The organism is Autumnicola psychrophila, assembly GCF_031846645.1.
Lineage (GTDB): Bacteria > Bacteroidota > Bacteroidia > Flavobacteriales > Flavobacteriaceae > Autumnicola > Autumnicola psychrophila.
In genome coordinates, this window is record NZ_JAVRHN010000012.1 from 24,972 (window position 1) to 45,109 (window position 20,138).

General features: G+C 38.1%; 17 protein-coding genes. 12 read left to right on the forward strand and 5 right to left on the reverse strand.

Annotation, left to right across the window (positions count from 1 at the left end; genetic code table 11):
* Positions 1-128: 128 nt before the first annotated feature.
* The 4 genes from RM541_RS14475 to RM541_RS14490 all read left to right on the forward strand — a co-directional run bounded on the left by RM541_RS14475 (position 129) and on the right by RM541_RS14490 (position 3,457).
* A complete protein-coding gene (locus RM541_RS14475) occupies positions 129-416 on the forward strand; it encodes a YtxH domain-containing protein (protein WP_311495416.1) in 288 nt (95 codons plus the stop codon).
* 124 nt (positions 417-540) lie between these two features.
* Positions 541-1,893, forward strand: coding sequence for a M28 family metallopeptidase (locus RM541_RS14480; RefSeq protein ID WP_311500848.1), 1,353 nt, complete (start codon positions 541-543; stop codon positions 1,891-1,893).
* A gap of 278 nt (positions 1,894-2,171) precedes the next feature.
* Positions 2,172-2,411: a hypothetical protein gene (locus RM541_RS14485; protein WP_311500849.1), complete on the forward strand. Its 240-nt coding sequence runs from the start codon at positions 2,172-2,174 to the stop codon at positions 2,409-2,411.
* A gap of 53 nt (positions 2,412-2,464) precedes the next feature.
* Positions 2,465-3,457: a YlmC/YmxH family sporulation protein gene (locus RM541_RS14490; protein ID WP_311500850.1), complete on the forward strand. Its 993-nt coding sequence runs from the start codon at positions 2,465-2,467 to the stop codon at positions 3,455-3,457.
* Between the two features lie 164 nt (positions 3,458-3,621).
* Here the strand turns inward: RM541_RS14490 and RM541_RS14495 are convergent, their stop codons facing one another.
* Together RM541_RS14495 and RM541_RS14500 are read right to left on the reverse strand one after the other, a co-directional pair.
* On the reverse strand, positions 3,622-5,742 hold the full coding sequence (locus RM541_RS14495) for a Tex family protein (RefSeq protein WP_432264683.1): 2,121 nt from the start codon (positions 5,740-5,742) through the stop codon (positions 3,622-3,624).
* Between the two features lie 81 nt (positions 5,743-5,823).
* Positions 5,824-6,789, reverse strand: a complete 966-nt coding sequence (locus tag RM541_RS14500) for an App1 family protein phosphatidate phosphatase (protein WP_311500851.1) — start codon at positions 6,787-6,789, stop codon at positions 5,824-5,826.
* A gap of 68 nt (positions 6,790-6,857) precedes the next feature.
* Here RM541_RS14500 and RM541_RS14505 point away from each other — a divergent pair, with 68 nt between their 5' ends.
* The 3 genes from RM541_RS14505 (at position 6,858) to RM541_RS14515 (ending at position 9,328) form a co-directional block, all read left to right on the forward strand.
* Positions 6,858-7,733, forward strand: coding sequence for a diacylglycerol/lipid kinase family protein (locus RM541_RS14505; RefSeq protein WP_311500852.1), 876 nt, complete (start codon positions 6,858-6,860; stop codon positions 7,731-7,733).
* 156 nt (positions 7,734-7,889) lie between these two features.
* Complete coding sequence (locus RM541_RS14510) at positions 7,890-8,465, forward strand: hypothetical protein (RefSeq protein ID WP_311500853.1); 576 nt, start codon at positions 7,890-7,892, stop codon at positions 8,463-8,465.
* A gap of 20 nt (positions 8,466-8,485) precedes the next feature.
* Entirely contained in the window at positions 8,486-9,328 is an 843-nt protein-coding gene (locus tag RM541_RS14515; RefSeq protein WP_311500854.1) for a PRC-barrel domain-containing protein, read from the forward strand.
* An 85-nt stretch (positions 9,329-9,413) separates the two neighbouring features.
* Here RM541_RS14515 and RM541_RS14520 read toward each other — a convergent pair whose 3' ends face one another.
* Together RM541_RS14520 and RM541_RS14525 are read right to left on the reverse strand one after the other, a co-directional pair.
* Positions 9,414-10,091, reverse strand: a complete 678-nt coding sequence (locus RM541_RS14520) for a gluconate 2-dehydrogenase subunit 3 family protein (protein WP_311500855.1) — start codon at positions 10,089-10,091, stop codon at positions 9,414-9,416.
* 7 nt (positions 10,092-10,098) lie between these two features.
* Positions 10,099-11,799 (reverse strand): GMC oxidoreductase, encoded by a 1,701-nt coding sequence (locus RM541_RS14525; RefSeq protein ID WP_311500856.1) that lies wholly within the window; start codon positions 11,797-11,799, stop codon positions 10,099-10,101.
* Between the two features lie 143 nt (positions 11,800-11,942).
* Here RM541_RS14525 and RM541_RS14530 point away from each other — a divergent pair, with 143 nt between their 5' ends.
* Positions 11,943-12,959 carry a sugar phosphate isomerase/epimerase family protein gene (locus tag RM541_RS14530; RefSeq protein WP_311500857.1) on the forward strand — a complete coding sequence of 339 codons (1,017 nt, stop codon included), beginning with the start codon at positions 11,943-11,945 and terminating at the stop codon, positions 12,957-12,959.
* A 260-nt stretch (positions 12,960-13,219) separates the two neighbouring features.
* Positions 13,220-14,434 (forward strand): bifunctional alpha/beta hydrolase/OsmC family protein, encoded by a 1,215-nt coding sequence (locus RM541_RS14535; protein WP_311500858.1) that lies wholly within the window; start codon positions 13,220-13,222, stop codon positions 14,432-14,434.
* 16 nt (positions 14,435-14,450) lie between these two features.
* Here RM541_RS14535 and RM541_RS14540 read toward each other — a convergent pair whose 3' ends face one another.
* Entirely contained in the window at positions 14,451-15,545 is a 1,095-nt protein-coding gene (locus RM541_RS14540) for an AI-2E family transporter (RefSeq protein ID WP_311500859.1), read from the reverse strand.
* A gap of 325 nt (positions 15,546-15,870) precedes the next feature.
* On the opposite strand from RM541_RS14540, the gene RM541_RS14545 reads away from it, so the two are divergent.
* The 3 genes from RM541_RS14545 (at position 15,871) to RM541_RS14555 (ending at position 19,843) form a co-directional block, all read left to right on the forward strand.
* Positions 15,871-16,479, forward strand: coding sequence for a superoxide dismutase family protein (locus RM541_RS14545; RefSeq protein WP_311500860.1), 609 nt, complete (start codon positions 15,871-15,873; stop codon positions 16,477-16,479).
* A gap of 214 nt (positions 16,480-16,693) precedes the next feature.
* Entirely contained in the window at positions 16,694-19,237 is a 2,544-nt protein-coding gene (locus RM541_RS14550; RefSeq protein WP_311500861.1) for a cellulase N-terminal Ig-like domain-containing protein, read from the forward strand.
* A gap of 240 nt (positions 19,238-19,477) precedes the next feature.
* Positions 19,478-19,843 (forward strand): DUF2200 domain-containing protein, encoded by a 366-nt coding sequence (locus RM541_RS14555; RefSeq protein WP_311500862.1) that lies wholly within the window; start codon positions 19,478-19,480, stop codon positions 19,841-19,843.
* Positions 19,844-20,138: the final 295 nt, after the last annotated feature.

The following is a 20,138-nucleotide window of genomic DNA, read 5'->3' on the forward strand; positions in this document are numbered from 1 at the left end:
AAAATATTGACATTTTAAATAAAAGTTTATACCAATGTTAACGAGCAGTTTATGGTCTTAACGCTTATTAGCGTTACTTTTACATTCTAATTAGAATTAGAAACCAAACTAATAAACTACGGACTATTATGAAATCAGGAAAATTGTTGATAGGATTAATTTCAGGGGCTGCTGCAGGTGCGGTTGCCGGTATATTATTTGCTCCAAAAAAAGGTGCTGAGACCCGTAAGGCAATCACTCAAACAGGAGATGATTATATTTCTGGCGCAAAAGGAAAGATTAACAACTTTACAGATTCTTTAAATCATAAAGTGGATGCGCTAAAAGCAAAAACTAAAGCTAATCTTAGCAAATCAAAATCGGAAGAAAAAATAAATGAAGCTAAGGCTGAAATTCATAAAATGAAAGCCAGCTAAAAGTTTCATTTCTAGTAAATTGAATAAAAAGCTTCGGAAACGGAGCTTTTTTTATGTCTTCTTCGGAAATATCACCCTTTTGTACGATCGCTAAAGAGGTGGTATCTTTACAAAAATTAAAAGCATGAAAAAGAAATTATCCCAAAGTCTAATTTTTCTCATTTTTAGCGTCTTGGTATCTTCTGCCGGTCTTTCCCAACAAACAGATGCACGCATCTATAAAATCATTGAAAAAGTCTCTGCCGACAGCATAGAAAACGATATCCGAAAATTGGCAAATTTCGGCACCAGAAATACTTTTAGCGATACTGTTTCCAGTACAAGAGGGATTGGTGCCGCCAGAAGGTGGATTAAATCTGAATTTGATAATATCTCTGGGGACTGCCAGAATTGTCTGGATGTTTTTTATCAGAAAGATTTTGTAACTCCCGAAGATGGCGAGCGAATCCCACATGAGGCGTGGATTGTTAATGTAATTGCCATCCAGAAAGGTACAAAATATCCTAATCGCTACATCATCATGAGCGGCGACATAGATTCCCGTAATTCTGATACTATGGACTATGAAGGTGATGCGCCAGGTGCAAATGACAATGCCAGCGGGATGGCCGGTACCATTGAAGCGGCAAGAGTACTTTCCAATTATGAGTTCGAAAATAGTATTGTTTACGTGGGACTTTCTGGAGAAGAACAAGGGCTCTTTGGAGGAAAAGGCCTGGCAGAATATGCCAAAGAAAATAACTGGGAGATCATAGGCATTCTGAATAACGATATGATTGGAAATATTGAAGGTGTTGATGGAGTAATAGATAACCGTACCTTTCGCATCTTTTCTGAACCTGTCCCTCCTACTGAAACTGAACAGGAAAGGACCATGCGCAGATTCTATGGTGGTGAGGTAGATGGAATTTCCCGGCAGCTCGCCCGCTATATTCACAATACTACAGAAACCTATATGCCTGAAATGAACCCGATGATGATTTACAGGCTCGATCGCTTTGGTCGCGGCGGCCATCACCGGCCTTTTAATGATCTTGGTTTTGCAGGTGTACGAATAATGGAAGCACATGAAAATTATAACCGTCAGCATCAGGATATAAGAACGGAAGATGGAATAGCATATGGCGATGTAATTGAAGGTGTTAATTTTGATTATGCTGAAAAATTGACTTCTGTAAACGCAATTAATCTTGCCAGCCTTGCCTGGGCTCCACCGGCACCAGAAAATGTCGAAATTGGTGGAATTGTGGAAGCTTCTGCAAGATTAAGATGGAAAGAAGTAGAAGGAGATATTGCCGGGTACAAAATTTACTGGAGAGATACGACTTCCCGTACCTGGTACCACTCCCGCTTTGTAGGTGACGTAAACGAATTTACTCTTGAAGGTATAGTTATTGATAATTTCTTTTTTGGCGTAGCTGCCGTTGGAAAAAATGGGCACGAAAGCCTGGTTGTTTTTCCTTCCGGTACTTATTAGATACCACGTTAATTATTAAAAAAATCCCGGAACTTTTAATTAAAGCTCCGGGATTTTTTTATTTACAAGTTCTGGAATTACAGGGAAAACTTTAGCTTCTGTATTCCGGCTACTCTTCTTCAGGGTTTTTCAATCTACTTTTCAATACCATTGCAGAGTTTGCCGCTCAGCAGCTTCAGAAAAATTCTTAAGTCTTAATTAACAATACTTTATATTAAGCTTAGATAATCTGAGACGTTTATGTACTTACCTTAGATAGAATTAAACCACTATAGGAGATGGCAGAGATAAATGTAGAGAAGAAAAAATCCAAATGGTTATGGATCATTTTGGCTGCGGTCATACTAGGAATAATTTTACTTGTTTTTTTATTTCAGGATGGCAATGTTGATGAAGAAAATCCTGACCAATTAGAAGAAGTTACCCTTGCCCCCAGATTGTTGCTCCATTCCTCAAATGTGAAATTTCTACAGGAGCTGCATGCGCCGTTCAGGATTAAAATTGAAGCACTGGTTTAGAAAATTATAACAACAGAAAAAAAAAAGATTTAGTTTAATAAATTATAATAGCTATGAGCACAAAAAATAAAAATCAGCATCTTTTCCACTTCAGTGAATTATCAGATTATAAAATCTCTAGTAAAGATCCCGATATTAGAGGATGGGCAGTGAAGGATTCAGACAATCGGGTTATTGGCAAGGTGGACAACCTTTTGGTCAATAAAGAAATTGAAAAGGTTGTTTATCTGGATGTGGAAGTAGACTCAACCATTATTGAAGCAAATCATGATCCCTATGGAAAACCAACTAATGAAGATGTTCATGAATTTGTAAATAAAGAAGGTGAGAACCACGTTATTATTCCAGTTGGAATGGTAGGAATTAACAGGGATCAGAAATATGTTTTTACCGATACTATAGATCATCGTACTTTTGCCGAAACAAAACGTTATCGATCTGGAAACCATATAGATCGCGGATATGAAGAAACGGTACTTCAATCCTATAACCGTCATTCTTCTTCAGATAGAGCAAAGGCGCGAAGAAACAGTACTCCCGAAGACCTGGAGTACGAAAGAACTTCTGCAAGCAGAATTCCTGATGAGGAAGTCCGTCGCAGGGAAATTGAAGAACGGGAGCATCCACGCCACCAGGAGTTTTCAGAAACCAGAAGAAGCAACGCGGTAACTTCTGAAAGACATGCCGATACTTCTTATGACAATGATTTGCGAAGTGACCGGGAGAAACGGCAATCACAGGATCATAACTTTACAGAAGAACGGGATTATGATGAAAACCGTGATCGCGATTATAAAGAAAATAGATTTGATGAAGACCGTGTTGCTGGAAATAATTCAAAAGCGCCTAAGCCAAGTTCTGCTTATGACCAGCAATACCAAAGCGAAGAGCAACAAAGAAGACCGGAAAACGAAGATTTTCTTGATGAATCTGATACAAACTCCTTCAGAAATAGAAGAACCAAAGGAAGAAATACTTCGGAAGATGATTTTTACGATAGAACCGAATTCCACAATAAGGATTATGACGGAAGACGGGAAGTCTAGTTAGAAAAAAGTAATATATCTGAAGAATAAAAAGGCAAATATCGGCTCTCGCTAGCCGATATTTGCCTTTTTTGATGCTCGTCTGTAAATGGTAAAATTGTTTACTAAATTCTACCACAAATCTCACTCCTTTAAGAGCATCAAAGACTCACCCTAGTTCAATTTTAGTCAATTAACGAAAGTTGAATCCGCTTTCGAGCCTCATCCAGAGCTATAATCGTCACCATAACCTCTTGGTTGAGCTTTACAACAGTATTTACATCACTTACATAGCTATTTGCCAGTTTTGAGATGTGAACCAGCCCACTTTCTTTAATTCCAATGTCTACAAAGCACCCGAAATTGGTGATATTATTGACCAAACCTGGCAGTTTCATTCCTTCTTTTAAATCCTGAAAGGTTTTTACAGAAGGATCAAATTCAAATTGAGAAATTTCGCTTCTTGGATCTAATCCCGGCTTCTCCAGCTCTCTTACAATATCTTTTAAAGTTGGCAAACCAGCTTCAGCAGAGATATAGGCCGATAATTGTAATTTTTGAAGCACCTCCTTATTTCCTGCCAATTCAGAAATTTTCATGTTATTGGTACGTGCCATTTTTTCCACAATATCGTAACTCTCGGGATGCACACCGGTAGCATCGAGCAAATTATTTCCATTCTTTATCCGAAGAAATCCAGCAGATTGTTCAAATACCTTAGGTCCTAACCTGGTGATTTTCAGCAAGTCCTTCCTGTTTTTTAATCCGGAATTTTTATTGCGATAGTCGATAATATTTGAAGCAATTGTAGGCCCGACACCTGAAACATAAGAAAGTAATTCTTTGCTGGCAGTATTCACATTCACACCTATTCTGTTTACGCAAAGCATTACCACATTATCCAGTTTTTCTTTTAGTTTCCCCTGGTCTACCTCGTGTTGGTATTGCCCTACCCCTATTGCTTTAGGATCAATTTTTACAAGCTCAGCAAGGGGGTCAGACAACCTGCGACCAATCGAAACTGCGCCCCTAACGGTAATATCACAATCTGGAAATTCCTCTCTCGCTACTTTTGAAGCAGAATAGACCGATGCTCCTGCTTCGTTTACTACAAAAATTGGGATATCGTTTCTTAAAGGGATATTCTTTACCATTTGCTCAGTTTCACGGGAAGCAGTTCCGTTTCCTATGGAAATAGCATCAATCTTATACTTTTCAACAAGGGATTTTATAGTTTGTTCTGCCTCGGTACTCTTATTCTGCGGAGGATGCGGATAAATATTTGTGTTGTGCAAAAGTTTCCCATTTTCGTCCAGGCATACCAGCTTACAGCCAGACTTAAAGCCGGGATCCAAGGCAAGAATTCTTTTATTTCCCAAAGGAGGTGCCATAAGTAGCTGTTCCAGGTTGGAAGCAAAAACCGCTATAGCTTCCTTATCTGCCTTTAGTTTGGCTTCATTTAAAAATTCCGTAGAAAAAGAAGGTTTTAATAATCTCTTATAGGAATCTTCTATTGCTTCTGAAATTACCGGAGAAGAAAAGTTTCTTTTTACGATTACTTGAGAAATGATCTCATATGCCTTCTTCTTTTCTACTTCTAATTTTATCCTCACCAGCCCTTCTTCCTGAGCGCGGTGAATAGCAAGAAAACGATGAGACGGAATTTTTTTCAGGCTTTCACTCCAGTCAAAATACTGAGAGAACTTTTGTGCTTCAGAAGTTTCTTTTTTCGATTTTACCACTTTAGAACTGATCACTGCAGTCCTGGAATACAACTGCCTTAATTTATGACGAACCACCTGGTTTTCATTAACCCATTCTGCAATAATATTTTTTGCTCCCTCTAAAGCTTCAGAAGTATTTTCTATCTCTCCCTTTACAAACCTCTGCGCGGCGTCTTCGGAATTTGCAGAATTCTGAGCCATTAAAATTTTCGCCAATGGTTCAAGTCCCTGCTCCCGTGCAACATCAGCTTTCGTCTTTCTTTTCTTTTTAAAAGGCAGATATAAATCTTCTAGTTGAACGAGATCTGAAGCATTATCAATTTGTTTCTTTAAGGGATCGGTTAAGGAATTTTGGTCTTCTATAGCCTTTAGGATAGTAGCTTTTCTTTTCTGAAGCTCGTCGAAAGACTTAATCAGACCTTCGATCTTTTCGATTTCAATTTCGTTAAGATTTCCTGTAGCTTCTTTTCTATATCTGGCAATAAATGGGATGGTTGCTCCCTCTCTTAAAAGATCGATTGCATTTTCAAGGTCCTTTCCAGGCAGTTCCATTCTGGTGGCAACGAAAGATATTGGTGTCAAGCAAAATATATTAGGGGTTATTAATTATACTTCTTAAACGGATTAAGGTAAAATTATATACATTATGATCGAAATTTTAATCTATATAATTTCAACTTTCTTAGAATGTGCAATTGCTTTATCACTGTTTTGGAAATAGCAGGTTTCCACTCCCATATCCTGCATATTCTTTAAGACAATCTTCACCTCCTCCTTTTTAGTTCTATTCGTCTGCCGGATATAAACGGCGCCAATACTTTTTGGATACATTTTAATCACTTTTTCATAAAGAAAAGGATCGTGCTGGGAATCATCTCCCAACAAAACATACTGAAGTTTCGGATAAAATGAAATGATATCGCTAATCTTATCAAATTTATGATCATGGCTACCTCTACCACTGGAAAAGAAATCCCGAATTCCGGTTTTTATTTTCTTCAGCTTAATTACTGCTTTTGGCAATTCATGAATTCTGGCGAATTCTTCAATAAATTCGTAAAGATTCCATTCGCTACTGGAAACATAGAAAAAGGAGTTTGATGCTTCCTTGCTATCCTGCCCTGCAATACTAAGAGCCTGATAATGACGAACCACGTCATTGAAAATTTTCCGTTTATTCACGTTTTTTGAGAGCATCACATACAGCTTTTTAAATACGCTGTTACTGTGCGAAATCAAAAAAGTATCATCTATATCTGAAATTATTCCGAATTTACTTTTATAAGGTTTAAGTAGCTCCCCTTTTTCTATAATTCCAAAATCGTGAAGTTCACATATAACAGTATATTCATGCCAGCCACTCTTAAGATCTTCATTGTAAGGAATTGTAAATTGGAAAAATCCATCTTCCTGAGTCTTTGTGGTAATATTTAGATCTCTAAATTTTAATCTTATTTCTACATTTTCCAAAGGTTTAATTCTAAACATATGTAATATGGAAAATGCGTGCTTAATACCTTTACGGTCCAGCCTGTATTTATCTGGAGCCCAGGATTTAAAAAGATGTCCAAAAACTACAAGTTCCTGGTCATTAACATAACCGCGATATAATTTTAAATCAAGTTTCAATTCTTTTATTTTTTCTCTAACTAAAGTTTCTTTTCAAAATAGTTAATTTTAGACATATGACTAAATTTATGAGAAGAATTAAAGAAATTTTATTAGTTGTAAACCCTATTGCGGGTGATATTGATAAGAAAGATCTGGTGGAAGATTTTAAAGCTATTGCTGCAAAATGTGATGTTGAGGTATTTATATACCATACTAAAGGCGAAAAGGACGTTAAACATGTAAGGAAAATTACAAGGGAAAGAAAACCCTTTAGGATCGTAGCTGCCGGCGGTGACGGAACTATTAAGATGGTAGCCGAAGCTGTTAAAGGATTGGATATCCCCATTGGCGTTGTCCCGAGCGGATCTGCCAATGCACTTGCTTTAAATTTAGATCTACCCAAAAGCCTGGAAGAGCAAATTAATGTTGCATTGGGACATCACTACCTCGATGTAGATCTTATTTCACTGAACGACGAAATCGGGCTGCATATGAGTGATCTGGGAATAAATGCTGAACTCATAAAAAATTATGAATCATCCACATTCCGAGGTAAGCTTGGATATCTTTTACAAACCATTCCTACCCTTATCCAAAGCAAGTATCCTTTTAACTTTACTGTAGAGACTAAAGATACGACTATTACAGAAAAAGGAGTTTTACTTGCTATTGCCAATGCCAGGAAATATGGTACGGGTGCAAAGGTTAATCCAGAGGGAAAATTAGACGATGGTGTTTTTGAAATCTTAATTTTTAAGAATCTGGATTTAATGGAAATCCTAAAAACACTAAGAAATGAGGTGCATTTAAGTTCCGATTTCATAAAAATTATTCATACAGAGGAAGCAAAAATTACCTGCAAAGAGCCTGTGGCCTTTCAGGTTGACGGAGAATATCTTGGTGAAACAAAGATTGTAAATGTTAAAATTCTCCCTGAAAAAATAAAAATCGCAGTACCCTAAGAAGGTAAAGCCTTTATTAACAAAGCTTTATTCTAACCTTAATAGATTCTGCCTTTTCCTTTTCTTACTTTGAACTACAACTAATTAATTAATTCCAAACCAAAAAATTTACATTATGGCAGAAATCAAAGTTGAAAAGAAAAAGCCCATTTGGCCATGGATAATTGCCGGACTCTTGTATTGGCAATTTTATATTTCCTTTTTGCAAATGGGGACGACGATGAGATAATCGATGAAACCGAGCAGGAACAAGTTATAGACACAACATCTATAGAAGAGGAAAATACCGCTAACTGGGACAACAACAGGAATGATACCGTGGGCGGTGTAGATGGCTACTTATCATATATAGGAGATGAGTCCAGAATGGGTATTGATCATGAATATACCAATAATGCAATTATCTATCTTATGAACGCCGTGCAGGCTAAAGCAAACGAATTAAATGTGGATATAGATGCGGATATGCAGGAGATCAGACAAAAAGCTGAACAAATCACTCAGGATCCTATGGCTACTAACCATGCTGATAAGATTAAGGACGCAGGAAGTGATCTCACTAATGTAATTGAAAATTTACAGGAAGAACAATTTCCTGATCTTTCACAAGACGTACAGGAAGTAAAATCTGCTGTACAAGACATTGATGGTTCTGTTCTCACTTTGGAACAGAAAGATAAGGTCAATAAATTCTTTGACGAAGCAGGTGATGTTCTAAATAAAATGAGCTAACAATTAAAAATTAAAAAATTATGGCAAATACTAGTAATAATAGAGACAATAAAAATAAACATTTGTTTTATTTGAATGAACTTTCCGACTATAAGGTTGCAAGCGATGACCCGGATGTAAGAGGGTGGGAAGTACAGGATAAAGATAATCGCGTAGTAGGAAAGGTAGATAATCTTATGGTCAATAAAAATACACAAAGAGTAGTGTATCTTGACGTTGAAGTTGATAAATCCATTATTGAGGCTAACCATAAGCCTTACAGGGACAGTGCCAATGATGGTGTTCACGAATTCATCAACAAAGATGGAGAGAATCATCTAATAGTGCCTGTAGGACTTGTTAGGCTTAATACTAATAAGAATTTTGTCTACACTGATAGAATTGATCACAGGACTTTTGCTCAAACAAAGCGAATGGAAAAAGGATCAAATGTCGACCGAGATTATGAGACTGTAGTACTGGCATCTTATGACAGATCTGGTAGCCGTACAAGTGAAAGTGGAAATGTTGTGAGAGATACAAATACAGAAGTAGATGACCTTTCAAACAGAAAAGCTGATACCCGTACAGGTAATAGTGGCAACTTAACTGAAAATCGTTCTACCGGAGTTGCAGACAATCAAAATGATCCTGCTTTTAAGGAAAGCCGTGGACATAAAGCAGATAGTTTAAGCGATACTCATACTAGAGATAAAGACTTAAAAGGGACTACTTCAAATACTGTTACTGGTAAAGAAAGTGATCCTGCTTTTCAGGACGATCAAAAACGGAGATCAGATAATGATCTGATTTCTAACGATGATGACTCTTTTTATAAACGAAAGGAATTTGATCGTACAAACTATAAGAGCAATAAAAACTAAATTCTCTCTAAAAGAGTAATGCAAAAGGAGAAGTTGAAAAGCTTCTCCTTTTTTTAGTATAATATATTTTTTAATTACGACATTATTATAATGACATAGCCTTACCACCACTTAGCTCTTCGACAGGACCGCAGGAAATATATTCACCCGGAATTGGATCATAATACAGGACATTTTCACCTACTTCTTCGCTGGTTTTCCAGGTCCATATCCCCATTTCCCTTACATTGCGAAGGTAAGAATCGGCGCCTGCATCAGCATCAATTCCGGAATTTTCCAGATTGGTATCTGCATCTGCTTTTTGTTCCGGATCTTTATCCTGAGGATCCTGGGTTTCAGTATTTCTTCTGGTGTAGCCTTCACTTTCTTCTGGTGTTGCACGTAAATATTTCGCGATAATCTGTTCATATTCTTCCTCGCTTCCCTCGCCTGTCCCTTTATCGAACATATCTTCAAAAGCTCTTGAAAATGCATCTGCAGATTCGCTGAATTCCTTCTGACTTTCTTCAGAAGCTACTTCATTAATATAAGAATCCAGAAATTGTGCGATATTAAGATCTCCTGCACCAGGTGTATCTGTTGTAGGAAGTATCACATCAAGAATTCTTGTAAGGGCAAAGCCATTAGCGGCGCTTAAAAACGTTGGTTCCCATTCGTAGTTTCTTTCATTTTTACAACTCTGCAATAGTCCCAGCGTGGTTGGTCCAACCACCATTACACCTGCTCCAAGTCCTATATTTTTTAATGCCTGTCTTCTATTCATTTCCGGATTAAGAATTAGATTTTTTAAAATTCCTCGATGCATGGTCCGCTGCCCTTGCTGTCATTGCCATATATGTAAGAGAAGGATTCTGGCATCCTGCAGATGTCATAAAAGCACCATCTGTAACATATACATTTGAAACTTCGTGAACCTGATTATTACCATTCAAGACTGAGGTTTCTGGGTCTCTACCCATTCTGGCAGTACCCATTTCATGGATCCCCAATCCTGGTGCACCAAGCTGGTCATAAGGACTTATATCTTTAAAGCCTCCTTTTTCAAGCATCGCCACCGCCTGCTCCTGCATATCTTTGCGCATTTTCAGTTCATTCTCTTTAAATTCTGCATCAAAAGTCACGGTTGGCAATCCCCATTCATCGGTTTTATCATAATCCAGGAACATTTTATTTTCGTGGTAAGGCAATGTTTCTCCAAAACCAAGAAGACCCATAGTCCATCCTCCGGGTTTGGTGATAGCTTCTTTCAATTCTGCTCCATAAGCTGCTTCAGCAATATTTTCTTCCCAGTTATCACGACTTGCTCCACCTTGATAGCCATAACCTCTTGTAAACCCAAGATTTTCGTTCCCATTTAAATTTCTGAAGCGCGGCAAGTAAACTCCGCTGGGTTTTCTTCCTTTAAAGTAGAAGTCTTCCATACCATCCAGCTTTGCCGACGCTCCAACTCTAAAATGGTGATCCATAACATTGTGCCCAAGTTCACCGCTGTCGTTACCTAATCCATCGGGAAAACGATCAGATCTCGACTGTAATAAAATGCTTGTCGAAGCCATTGATGAAGCACATAGAAAAATAACATTGGCATGATATTCTATTGCTTCTTTAGTCTCGGCATCAATAATTTTAACTCCTGTAGCACGTTTGGAATCGGCGTCATAGACTATTTCATGAACAACAGAGTTAGGACGCAAGGTCATATTACCTGTACGGCTTGCTGCCGGTAAAGTAGAAGAATTACTACTGAAGTATGCTCCATAAGGGCAACCTCTTACACAACGGTTCCTAAACTGGCATTTAGATCGTCCCTCGAATTCTTTATCACCGGTTAGATTGGCGACCCGTCCTGGAGTTAACACCCTTCCGTTAAAATTTTCGGCTATGCTCTTTTTTAAATGATCTTCAACACAATTAAGTTCCATGGGAGGCAAAAACTGACCATCAGGTAACTGACTAAGTCCTAGCTTTTCCCCACTTACTCCTATATAAGATTCTACGTAATCATACCAGGGAGCGATATCCTTATATCGTATAGGCCAATCTACACCATTACCGTCGTTTTTATTGGCAGTAAAATCGAGGTCGCTCAAACGGTAGCTATGTCTTCCCCACATAATAGATCGTCCACCTACATGGTATCCCCGCATCCAGTCAAATCTCTTTATTTCATTGTAGGGATGCTTAATATCATCCACAAACCAGTGGGCGCTCGCCTCATTAGTAGTATAGCCTGTCCTGGCTTGTTTGTACTGTCTCTTTTTATCTTCACGAGTTTGTTGTCCCTTAAATTTATAATCCCATGGATCATCATTCATAGTAGGATAATCTTTCACGTGCTCTACCATAGGCCCCCTTTCCAGCACCAGTGTCTTAAATCCTTTTTCACAAAGTTCTTTAGCAGCCCAACCCCCACTAATACCGGTTCCAACGACTATAGCATCATAGCTATCGTTCTCGTAAATATTACTCACAATACAGTAATTAATTATAGATTAAAAAATAGATATAGCGTCAAATATAGAAATTTATACTTATAATTTTTAACCTATAAAAAAAAGTCTACTTTTAAATTTCAAAACCATGTTAACCAAACACCTTTACTCAGTAACCTATTATGAAGATTTCTTTTTTAAAATTACCCGGAATAGCTTCCTTTATAATGCTTTTCAGCCTCGGCTTTATTTCCTGTAAGGATTCCAGCCAAAAAGCTTCCGACCAGAAAACTGTTCAGGAAAATGAAACAATAGATACAGAAGATCCTTTTTTTAAAATTTCCCTTGCTCAGTGGTCACTTTCAGGTCCTATGCGAGATGGGAGTATGGATCCTGTAGATTTTGCTCAAAAAGCAAGCGAAATGGGCTTTGAAGGTATAGAATATGTCACTCAACTTTACACCGATAAATATGCAGATGCTGAAGATCCTAAAGCGGCTTTACAATTACTCCTGGACACCCTTAAGGCAAAAAGCGAGGAATATAATGTCGAAAACGTTCTTATAATGGTAGATCATGAAGGAGAATTAGCCTCTTCAGATGAAGCCGAAAGAAATGAGGCAGTAGAAAAACATAAAAAATGGGTAGATGCGGCAAAATTTCTTGGCGCTCACGCTATACGTGTAAACCTTTTTGGAAGTGAAGACGAGCAGGAATGGAAAACTGCTGCCACAGATGGCCTAAAAAAACTTTCAGAATATGCTGCCGGTAAAAATATTAATGTTCTTGTTGAGAATCACGGTTATTATTCCTCCAATGCTGCCCTTCTGGCTGAAGTTATAGAAGACGTAAATATGGAAAACGCCGGCACTTTACCGGACTTTGGAAATTTCTGCCTCAAAAGAGAAGGTGGCGAACTCTTTGAAGCCAAATGTTTGGAAGAATATCCGAAATACCAGGGAGTAGAAGAAATGATGCCTTACGCAAAAGCCGTGAGTGCAAAAGCCTATGAATTTAATGACGAGGGAGAAGAAACTACGATAGATTTCGAAAGGATGTTAAAGATTGTCAAGAATTCAGGTTATACAGGCTACATAGGTATAGAATACGAAGGCAGTAATCTTACTCCTGAAGAAGGGATTCTTGCCACTAAAGAACTTTTAATTGAAAAAGGAACTGGTTTAAATACAAATAATTAATACCTGTTAAATCCAAGTGGTATCCTCCTCCGCGTAGCTTCTGCTATATATGATAAGTATGAAGTAGTGGATGGTGCCTTTAACACGGTCTGGAAAACAGCATCAGTTTCGTCAGGGCTTCAGAATTTTCAGAATTAAGGAGCTGAAATAATTATTTTCGCTCTTCCCGTAAAGCTGTATAGATTAGTCTGTACAGCTTTTTGTTTTTTTTAATGACTTTGGAAATAATTTTTCCTAATTTATAATTTAAAGTTTTGACTATGAAAACTACAAAAGTTACTTTTAAAAATAAGGAAGGAAATGAGCTGGTTGGATATCTGGAGCTACCCACAAATCAAAACCCACACAATTTTGTCTTGTTCGCTCATTGCTTCACCTGTAATAAAAACTACTTTGCACCAAAAAATATAAGTCGCACAATAGCTGCATATGGCTTTGGAGTACTACGATTTGATTTTGCAGGGCTTGGTGAAAGTGAAGGTGATTTCTCTGACACGAATTTTTCAGGTAATGTACAGGATTTGGTTGCTGCTGCAGAATATTTACAAAGAGAGTATAAATCTCCTTCTGTACTTGTGGGACATTCTTTGGGGGGAGCCGCTGTCTTAATGGCTTCCGAAAAAATTGAATCTGTAAAAGCCGTCGCTACTATAGCTGCACCATCTACCATTACACATGTAGAAGGCCTGCTTTCTGAACAAATGGATAAGCTAAAAAAAGATGCAAATGCAACGGTTAACATTGGAGGGCGTCCCTTCAAAATAAAGAAACAGTTCCTGGAAGATCTACAACGACATGACCTGGAAGCTAAACTTTCAGAACTGGAGAAAGCAGTTCTAATACTTCATTCTCCGCAGGATAAAATTGTGGAAATCAAGAATGCTGAAGAGCTTTACAGAGCAGTAGACCATCCGAAAAGTTTTGTTTCCCTGGATGGTGCAGACCATCTTTTAAACGACAGGGAGTATTCCACTTATGCAGGAAAGGTAATAGCCACCTGGGCAGAAAAATACGTCGAACTTGAAAAAGCTCCGGATCTTGAAACAGACCATCAGGTAGTAGCAAACCTGGGAAGCGATGGTTTTACCACTCAGGTAAAGGCAGGCATTCATAATTTTATTGCAGACGAACCTGTAAAAGTGGGTGGAAACAATTTTGGACCAACACCTTATGAGCTACTTTCCGCAGGACTGGCGGCCTGTACTTCTATGACCATTCAAATGTATGCAAAGAGAAAGAAGTGGCCGGTAGAAAATGTAGAGACCCATGTTAGTTATGCTAAACAGCACGCAAGTGATTGCGAGGACTGCGATAAAGATGGATCAAAAATTGACATTTTCGAAAGGGAAATAGCTATTTCAGGAGACCTGGATGAAAAACAGGTAAAACGTCTGCTAGAAATTGCAGACAAATGTCCTGTTCACAAAACACTTAGCGCTGAAGTTGTAATCACCACAAAACTGGCTAACGCCTGACATGCAAAAATTTAATTTAGTGTTTTATCTTTTTCTGAATCTTTTCTATGAAGGTATCTTTTGCTCCGGGTCTGTTGTAACCCATTAGAAAACCTATAGGCCGTAGTTCTTTGCTGTGATCTGCAATTATTTTTATAATCCCAAATATAGGAACAAAAAGAATAAGCCCCGCTCCGCCCCATATTGCGCCTCCCAGGAGAACGGCGATAATAATAAATAATGGACTTTGCTGTACCTCAGAGCCTATAATAATGGGTTCAAAAACATAACTTTCCATTAATTGAATGATGGTGATAATTATTATAAATGATATAATTTCGACGGAACTTCCACCAAATACAATCATAAATATAATTGGAAGTATGCCGCTTATAAAAGGTCCTATATATGGAATAATAGTAATCACAGTACCAAAAAGTATGAGAAGCGCGGCATGTTCAAGACCATAAGCGGTAAAAGCTATTGTATAAAGAATGGCTAGCAGTATCATGACCTGCACTCTTCCCCAAAGATATTTATGAGCTACCTTTTTTGTTTCACTTAATATTTGTCTGGTCTCCTTCTTTTTATCCTCCGAGATATACATCATCAGGAACTGTTTAAACTTATCTCTGTTTATGAGAAATAGAAAAACATAAATTAATACCAACAAGAATTTAACCAATATCTCAGTCACACTAGCCAGCACTTGAGAAATAAATCTTTGAATCCAGTTAATTATGGAAGTCATCTCATTCTGAAATAATTCCTTTTGCTGCTCCAGTGTAAAACCTGTTGCACCCATCAGCCTTTCCTGAAGCACCGTTACATATGCTGCAATTTCTTGCTTTCTTTCAATAAGATCATTTAAAAAAAAGCCCAGTTGACGAAAAAGAAAGAATAGCACCAATCCCACACCTATAAATAAAATGAACGTGCTTACAAAGGATGATGTAATTCGTCCTGCCTTGGTCTTTTTTTCCAAAAATTTACTTACAGGAACCATTAAAGTAGATAAAAAGACTGCAAACACTATGGGTATAAGGAGTGCTGCTCCAAAATACAGACCTGCAATTACTAAAAAAAGTGTAAATAATATTGTGTTCGTTTTTTGAAAATTTCTTCTTACCATTTTCTTTAATTAACTCCGGCGATTAAAAATCTAAAAACCGTTTATCTTATCTTAAGGATTTCACCTCGGAAAAATAAAGGTAATTAAAAAATCCTCTTTTTGCTGATGGATCGCTGCGCGAAATATTCCTCATTACCTTAATAAATTTCCCTTGGGCCGGGTGAGTCAATCATGTTTTAAATTCATTATTAAAATGGATGAAAATACATCGTAAATGAGCAAACCACCCTCTCTACTTCACTGTTAAGCTATCCTTAAATCTTTGGTCAGCGCTTTTATTAGATTTAATTTAGTGTAGTATAACCAGAAAATTAACTACAACATTATGAAACGTACTAGTATATCTTTACTTTTTTGTGCTTCTGTTTTTGTCTTTGGTTGCAAAAATGAAGGAGAAAAAAACGAAAATGACCTGGAAACAACAACAGGTACAGAATTAACCACGGAAGAGGATGAAATGGACTCTGCTGAAGAGATGAAAGAAATAATCGTAGATCTTGAAGCTAAAAGTGGCAGCGACCTTTCAGGCACTGTAACTTTTACTGAAGAAAATGGAGAAGTAAGAATGGAAGGAACAATTAATGGCCTTTCTGAAGGCACCCATGCCATTCATATTCACGAAAATGCAGATTGCTCTGCAGAAGATGGATCTTCTGCCGGAGGACACTGGAACCCAACAAATGAGCCACATGGAGAATGGGGTGATAGTGAAGGATATCACAGGGGTGATATTGGCAATTTTCAGGTAGATAGTAATGGGGAAGGAAATGTGAGCATGTCTACAGACCAGTGGTGTATAGGCTGTGACGATGAAAACAAGAACATCGTTGGTAAGGCTGTAATCGTACATGATGGCGTAGACGATTACACTTCACAACCATCTGGAGACGCAGGAACAAGAGTAGGCTGTGGAGAAATTGAAATGGAAATGTAATATTTTCATTAATAGCAGAAGATTATACCCGAAGAGTCTGACTTAAAAGTCAGGCTCTTTTTAGTTTGAGGGTACAGACAAAATTTTTTTATCAATAGAGGAAGTTTTAGCATCTACTACCTGTAGGAAATATTTTTTACATATAGTATTTAGGACTGTTTGTCTTATCTTTACAGATTAACCAACCTATCTATAGAAAATTGTGATAATCAACATGAAAAAATTGACATTTTTAACAGTAATATTGGTGCTACTGGGTACATCTAATTATGCATGGTCTCAGGATCTAAAACTTAATGATCTTGAATATTTTGAAACACAGGGCGTAAATGTCCTTGTTTACAATAATCTCTTTACAGGTGGTTTTAACGATGAAAAGAATGCCGGTATAGAATTAATCCACCATGGCGTAAGAACCGCTCAGGGTGGTGCGGTGAGGCTTTCCAGCACTCCAGAGCAGTGGGATCTTGTTCCGCAGATACCAATGCGGGAAGTAAACCGCGAATCCAACAGTATTGAATCCATCTTGAGATACGAAGATTTCGATTTTGAATCAAGAGTGGTTGTTACTCCTAAGGGCGAAGGTGTAGAGATATCTGTATATCTTGATAATCCCGTTCCTGAGAAACTTGAAGGAAAAGCCGGATTTAATCTTGAATTCCTTCCCTCTCAATATTGGTCAAAGGCTTATTTAATGGATGGCCGCCTCAATCGTTTCCCCCGCTATGTGGTAGGTGAGACCACTACAAAGCCTGATAGTGAAAAGCTTAAGCAGTTTAAGGGTTATGAAACTTACGACGACAGGGGAACCGGTGAATTTATTGAACCTCTTCCTCTTGAAACCGGAAATACCCTTCTTCTTGCTCCAGATGAATCTTCACGTATGGTAAAAATCACCTCACAGGATGCCGATCTTATGCTTTTTGACGGTCGTGTACTGGCACAAAACGGCTGGTATGTTGTTCGCAGTTTATTGCCGGCAGGAAAAACAGGTAAGGTTTTGACCTGGACAGTTGAACCTAATGCTATTAAAGGTTGGAAAAGAGAACCAAATATTGGTTTAAGTCAGGTTGGCTACCTTCCTACGCAACCTAAAGTCTCTGTCATAGAACTTGATAAGAATGACACACCACTTGAGAAAGCGTCAATACACAAAATAAATGAAAATGGTACTACTACTGAAGTCTTTAGTGGCGATATCAAACCCTGGGGTGATTATTACAAATATCACTATGTGGAATTTGATTTTACACCGGTTAACACCCCCGGAATTTATTATATTCAGTATGGTGATCATAAGACAAATAATTTCATAATAGATAAGAGCGTTTACGAGAACATCACAGACGCCACCAGCGATATATGGATTCCAATACATATGAATCACATGTTCGTAAAAGAAGGATACAGGGTGTGGCATGGCGAAACCTTTAAAGAAGGATATCTTCAGGCTCCTCCTAACACAGATCATTTTGACCTTCACGACCAGGGACCAACTACAGATACCGAGTATGAAGCACTGGAATTGATTCCGGGATTAAACGTGGGTGGCTTCTTCGACGCCGGAGATTTTGATATCGAAACGCATTCCAATATTAGTGTGGTGCAGAATTTTGTACAGACATGGGAATCTTTTAAACCTTTACGCGATCAGACTTTTGTTGATCAGGAAGCGCGCCATGTTGTCCTTCACCGTCCGGATGGAACTCCAGATGTACTGCAATTTATCGAACATGGGACTTTGAATCTTGTTGCACAGGCCGAAATCATTGGTCATATGGCACAAACGCTTTCTAACTCTGTTCTACACAATTACCATCACCTTGGTGATGCAGCCTCCTTAACAGACGGGCTGCCTTATAATCCGGAACTAGGACCGTACGAAGTAGCTGCCGATGGGCAGTCCAGCGGAGTTAAGGATGATATGTGGGCGTTTACAAGCCGTAATCCCGGGCTTGACCTTAGAGCTGCAACTATGTTTGCCGCAGCAAGCCGGGCACTAAAAGGTTACAACGACGACCTTTCTGAAAGAGCGCTTGTACAATCGAAAAGACTTCTAAAAGAAGCTACAGAATTACTTGCCAATCAGCCGGAGGATGACAAAGCAAGACAATGGGCATCCATAGGAGATATTTCTACAAACCTGCAGCTGTACATCTCCACCGGTGAGCAGCAATATGCAGATAAATTTCAGGAACTTTTATGGCCTGTACTGGACCGTAACGTGAGTTTCGTTATTCTAACGGCGCTACATGGCATACCTCATATGGACGCATCTTACAAGGAAAAGCTTCGGCCATATGTTGTAAAATATAAAGAGTATATAGCAGAGCTTGAAAACGATAATCCTTACGGAGTTCCAATTGGTTTGGGTAACTGGGCAGGTAGTGGATCCATTGTTAATTTTGGAACTACCATTAGCTTTGCAAATCAATATTTTCCTGAAATTATCGATGCCGATCATGCTTTTAAAACCACCGACTGGCTATATGGAAACCATCCTTACCACAATTATTCATTAGTGGCAACGGTGGGTGCTACCCGGCCAAAAGAAGTGTTTTATGGTAATAACAGGGCAGATTTTTCTTTTATTCCGGGAAATGTTGCTCCTGGTATTTTATTCAGAAAACCAGATCACTTTGAAAACTATGATGACTGGCCATTTTTGTGGGGACAAAATGAAGGTACAATTGGTGGAAATACCAGCTATCTCATTTTTGGATCAGCTTTTAAAAACCTGATAAAAGAAACAAAATAAATTAAACTTATTTAATTAATAGGTTCTTCAGAACCATTATTAAGCGCAAGTTTTAAGTACTAATCATACTTAGAACTTGCGCTTTTTTTTAAAAATTATAGAAAATAAAATTTATTAACCGTGAATCGGGTAGAAGAAAGAGTTACCAAAAGAACAATTGTAAACATCCTTACTCTGAAAACCAAAACTTTATTTAAATTGGTAGATAAAAACACACATTTTTAATAACGGAAGAAAAATTTGAAGGTAACCCCTGAACATAACGAGCGAATGGCAAAAATGACTTTTGCATCTGTATACCCTCACTACGTTACAAAAGTTGAGCGAAAAGGCAGAACAAAAGAGGAATTGCATCAGGTCATACAATGGTTGTCAGGATTTAACGAATCAAAAATTAAAGAACTAATTGATGACAATGTAACTTTCAAGAGGTTCTTTGAAGAGGCTAATCTTAACCCAAATGCTCACTTGATCACAGGCGTTATTTGTGGTTACAGAGTAGAAGAAATTGACAATCCGCTAACTAAAAAAGTCAGATACCTGGACAAATTGGTAGACGAATTAGCAAAGGGCAAAAAGATGGAAAACATCTTGCGAACGGCGTAAGATAGCAATAGCCGAAAAGATATCACAGTCAGCACTAAAGCCTGCCGGATTAGATACCGAAAATTGCCAATTTTTACCATCGGCTTTAATTGAGTGTTCCAGGGCAAGCCTGCGAAGCATTCCAATAGAACATGTTCTGGAACTTTATGTTATTCACTGACGAGGCAAGCCTAGGATATTCTTCCCTCTTAGAATAAACAACTTTATAAACCTGAGCTTTTATCCCAGTGGCTTAGTTGCGCGGTCCCCTACCCTCGAAAATTACCATTCTGAACTGCCACCGCAAATTCGCATG

What these genes read in the sequence shown, in the direction of transcription:
- RM541_RS14485 (WP_311500849.1), top strand. Translation starts at nt 2,172, where the DNA reads ATGGCAGAGATAAATGTAGAGAAGAAAAAATCCAAATGGTTATGGATC.
- RM541_RS14535 (WP_311500858.1), top strand. Translation starts at nt 13,220, where the DNA reads ATGAAAACTACAAAAGTTACTTTTAAAAATAAGGAAGGAAATGAGCTG.
- RM541_RS14530 (WP_311500857.1), top strand. Translation starts at nt 11,943, where the DNA reads ATGAAGATTTCTTTTTTAAAATTACCCGGAATAGCTTCCTTTATAATG.
- RM541_RS14520 (WP_311500855.1), bottom strand. Translation starts at nt 10,091, where the DNA reads ATGAATAGAAGACAGGCATTAAAAAATATAGGACTTGGAGCAGGTGTA.
- RM541_RS14475 (WP_311495416.1), top strand. Translation starts at nt 129, where the DNA reads ATGAAATCAGGAAAATTGTTGATAGGATTAATTTCAGGGGCTGCTGCA.
- RM541_RS14515 (WP_311500854.1), top strand. Translation starts at nt 8,486, where the DNA reads ATGGCAAATACTAGTAATAATAGAGACAATAAAAATAAACATTTGTTT.
- RM541_RS14505 (WP_311500852.1), top strand. Translation starts at nt 6,858, where the DNA reads ATGAGAAGAATTAAAGAAATTTTATTAGTTGTAAACCCTATTGCGGGT.
- RM541_RS14540 (WP_311500859.1), bottom strand. Translation starts at nt 15,545, where the DNA reads ATGGTAAGAAGAAATTTTCAAAAAACGAACACAATATTATTTACACTT.
- RM541_RS14490 (WP_311500850.1), top strand. Translation starts at nt 2,465, where the DNA reads ATGAGCACAAAAAATAAAAATCAGCATCTTTTCCACTTCAGTGAATTA.
- RM541_RS14480 (WP_311500848.1), top strand. Translation starts at nt 541, where the DNA reads ATGAAAAAGAAATTATCCCAAAGTCTAATTTTTCTCATTTTTAGCGTC.
- RM541_RS14510 (WP_311500853.1), top strand. Translation starts at nt 7,890, where the DNA reads ATGGATAATTGCCGGACTCTTGTATTGGCAATTTTATATTTCCTTTTT.
- RM541_RS14545 (WP_311500860.1), top strand. Translation starts at nt 15,871, where the DNA reads ATGAAACGTACTAGTATATCTTTACTTTTTTGTGCTTCTGTTTTTGTC.
- RM541_RS14550 (WP_311500861.1), top strand. Translation starts at nt 16,694, where the DNA reads ATGAAAAAATTGACATTTTTAACAGTAATATTGGTGCTACTGGGTACA.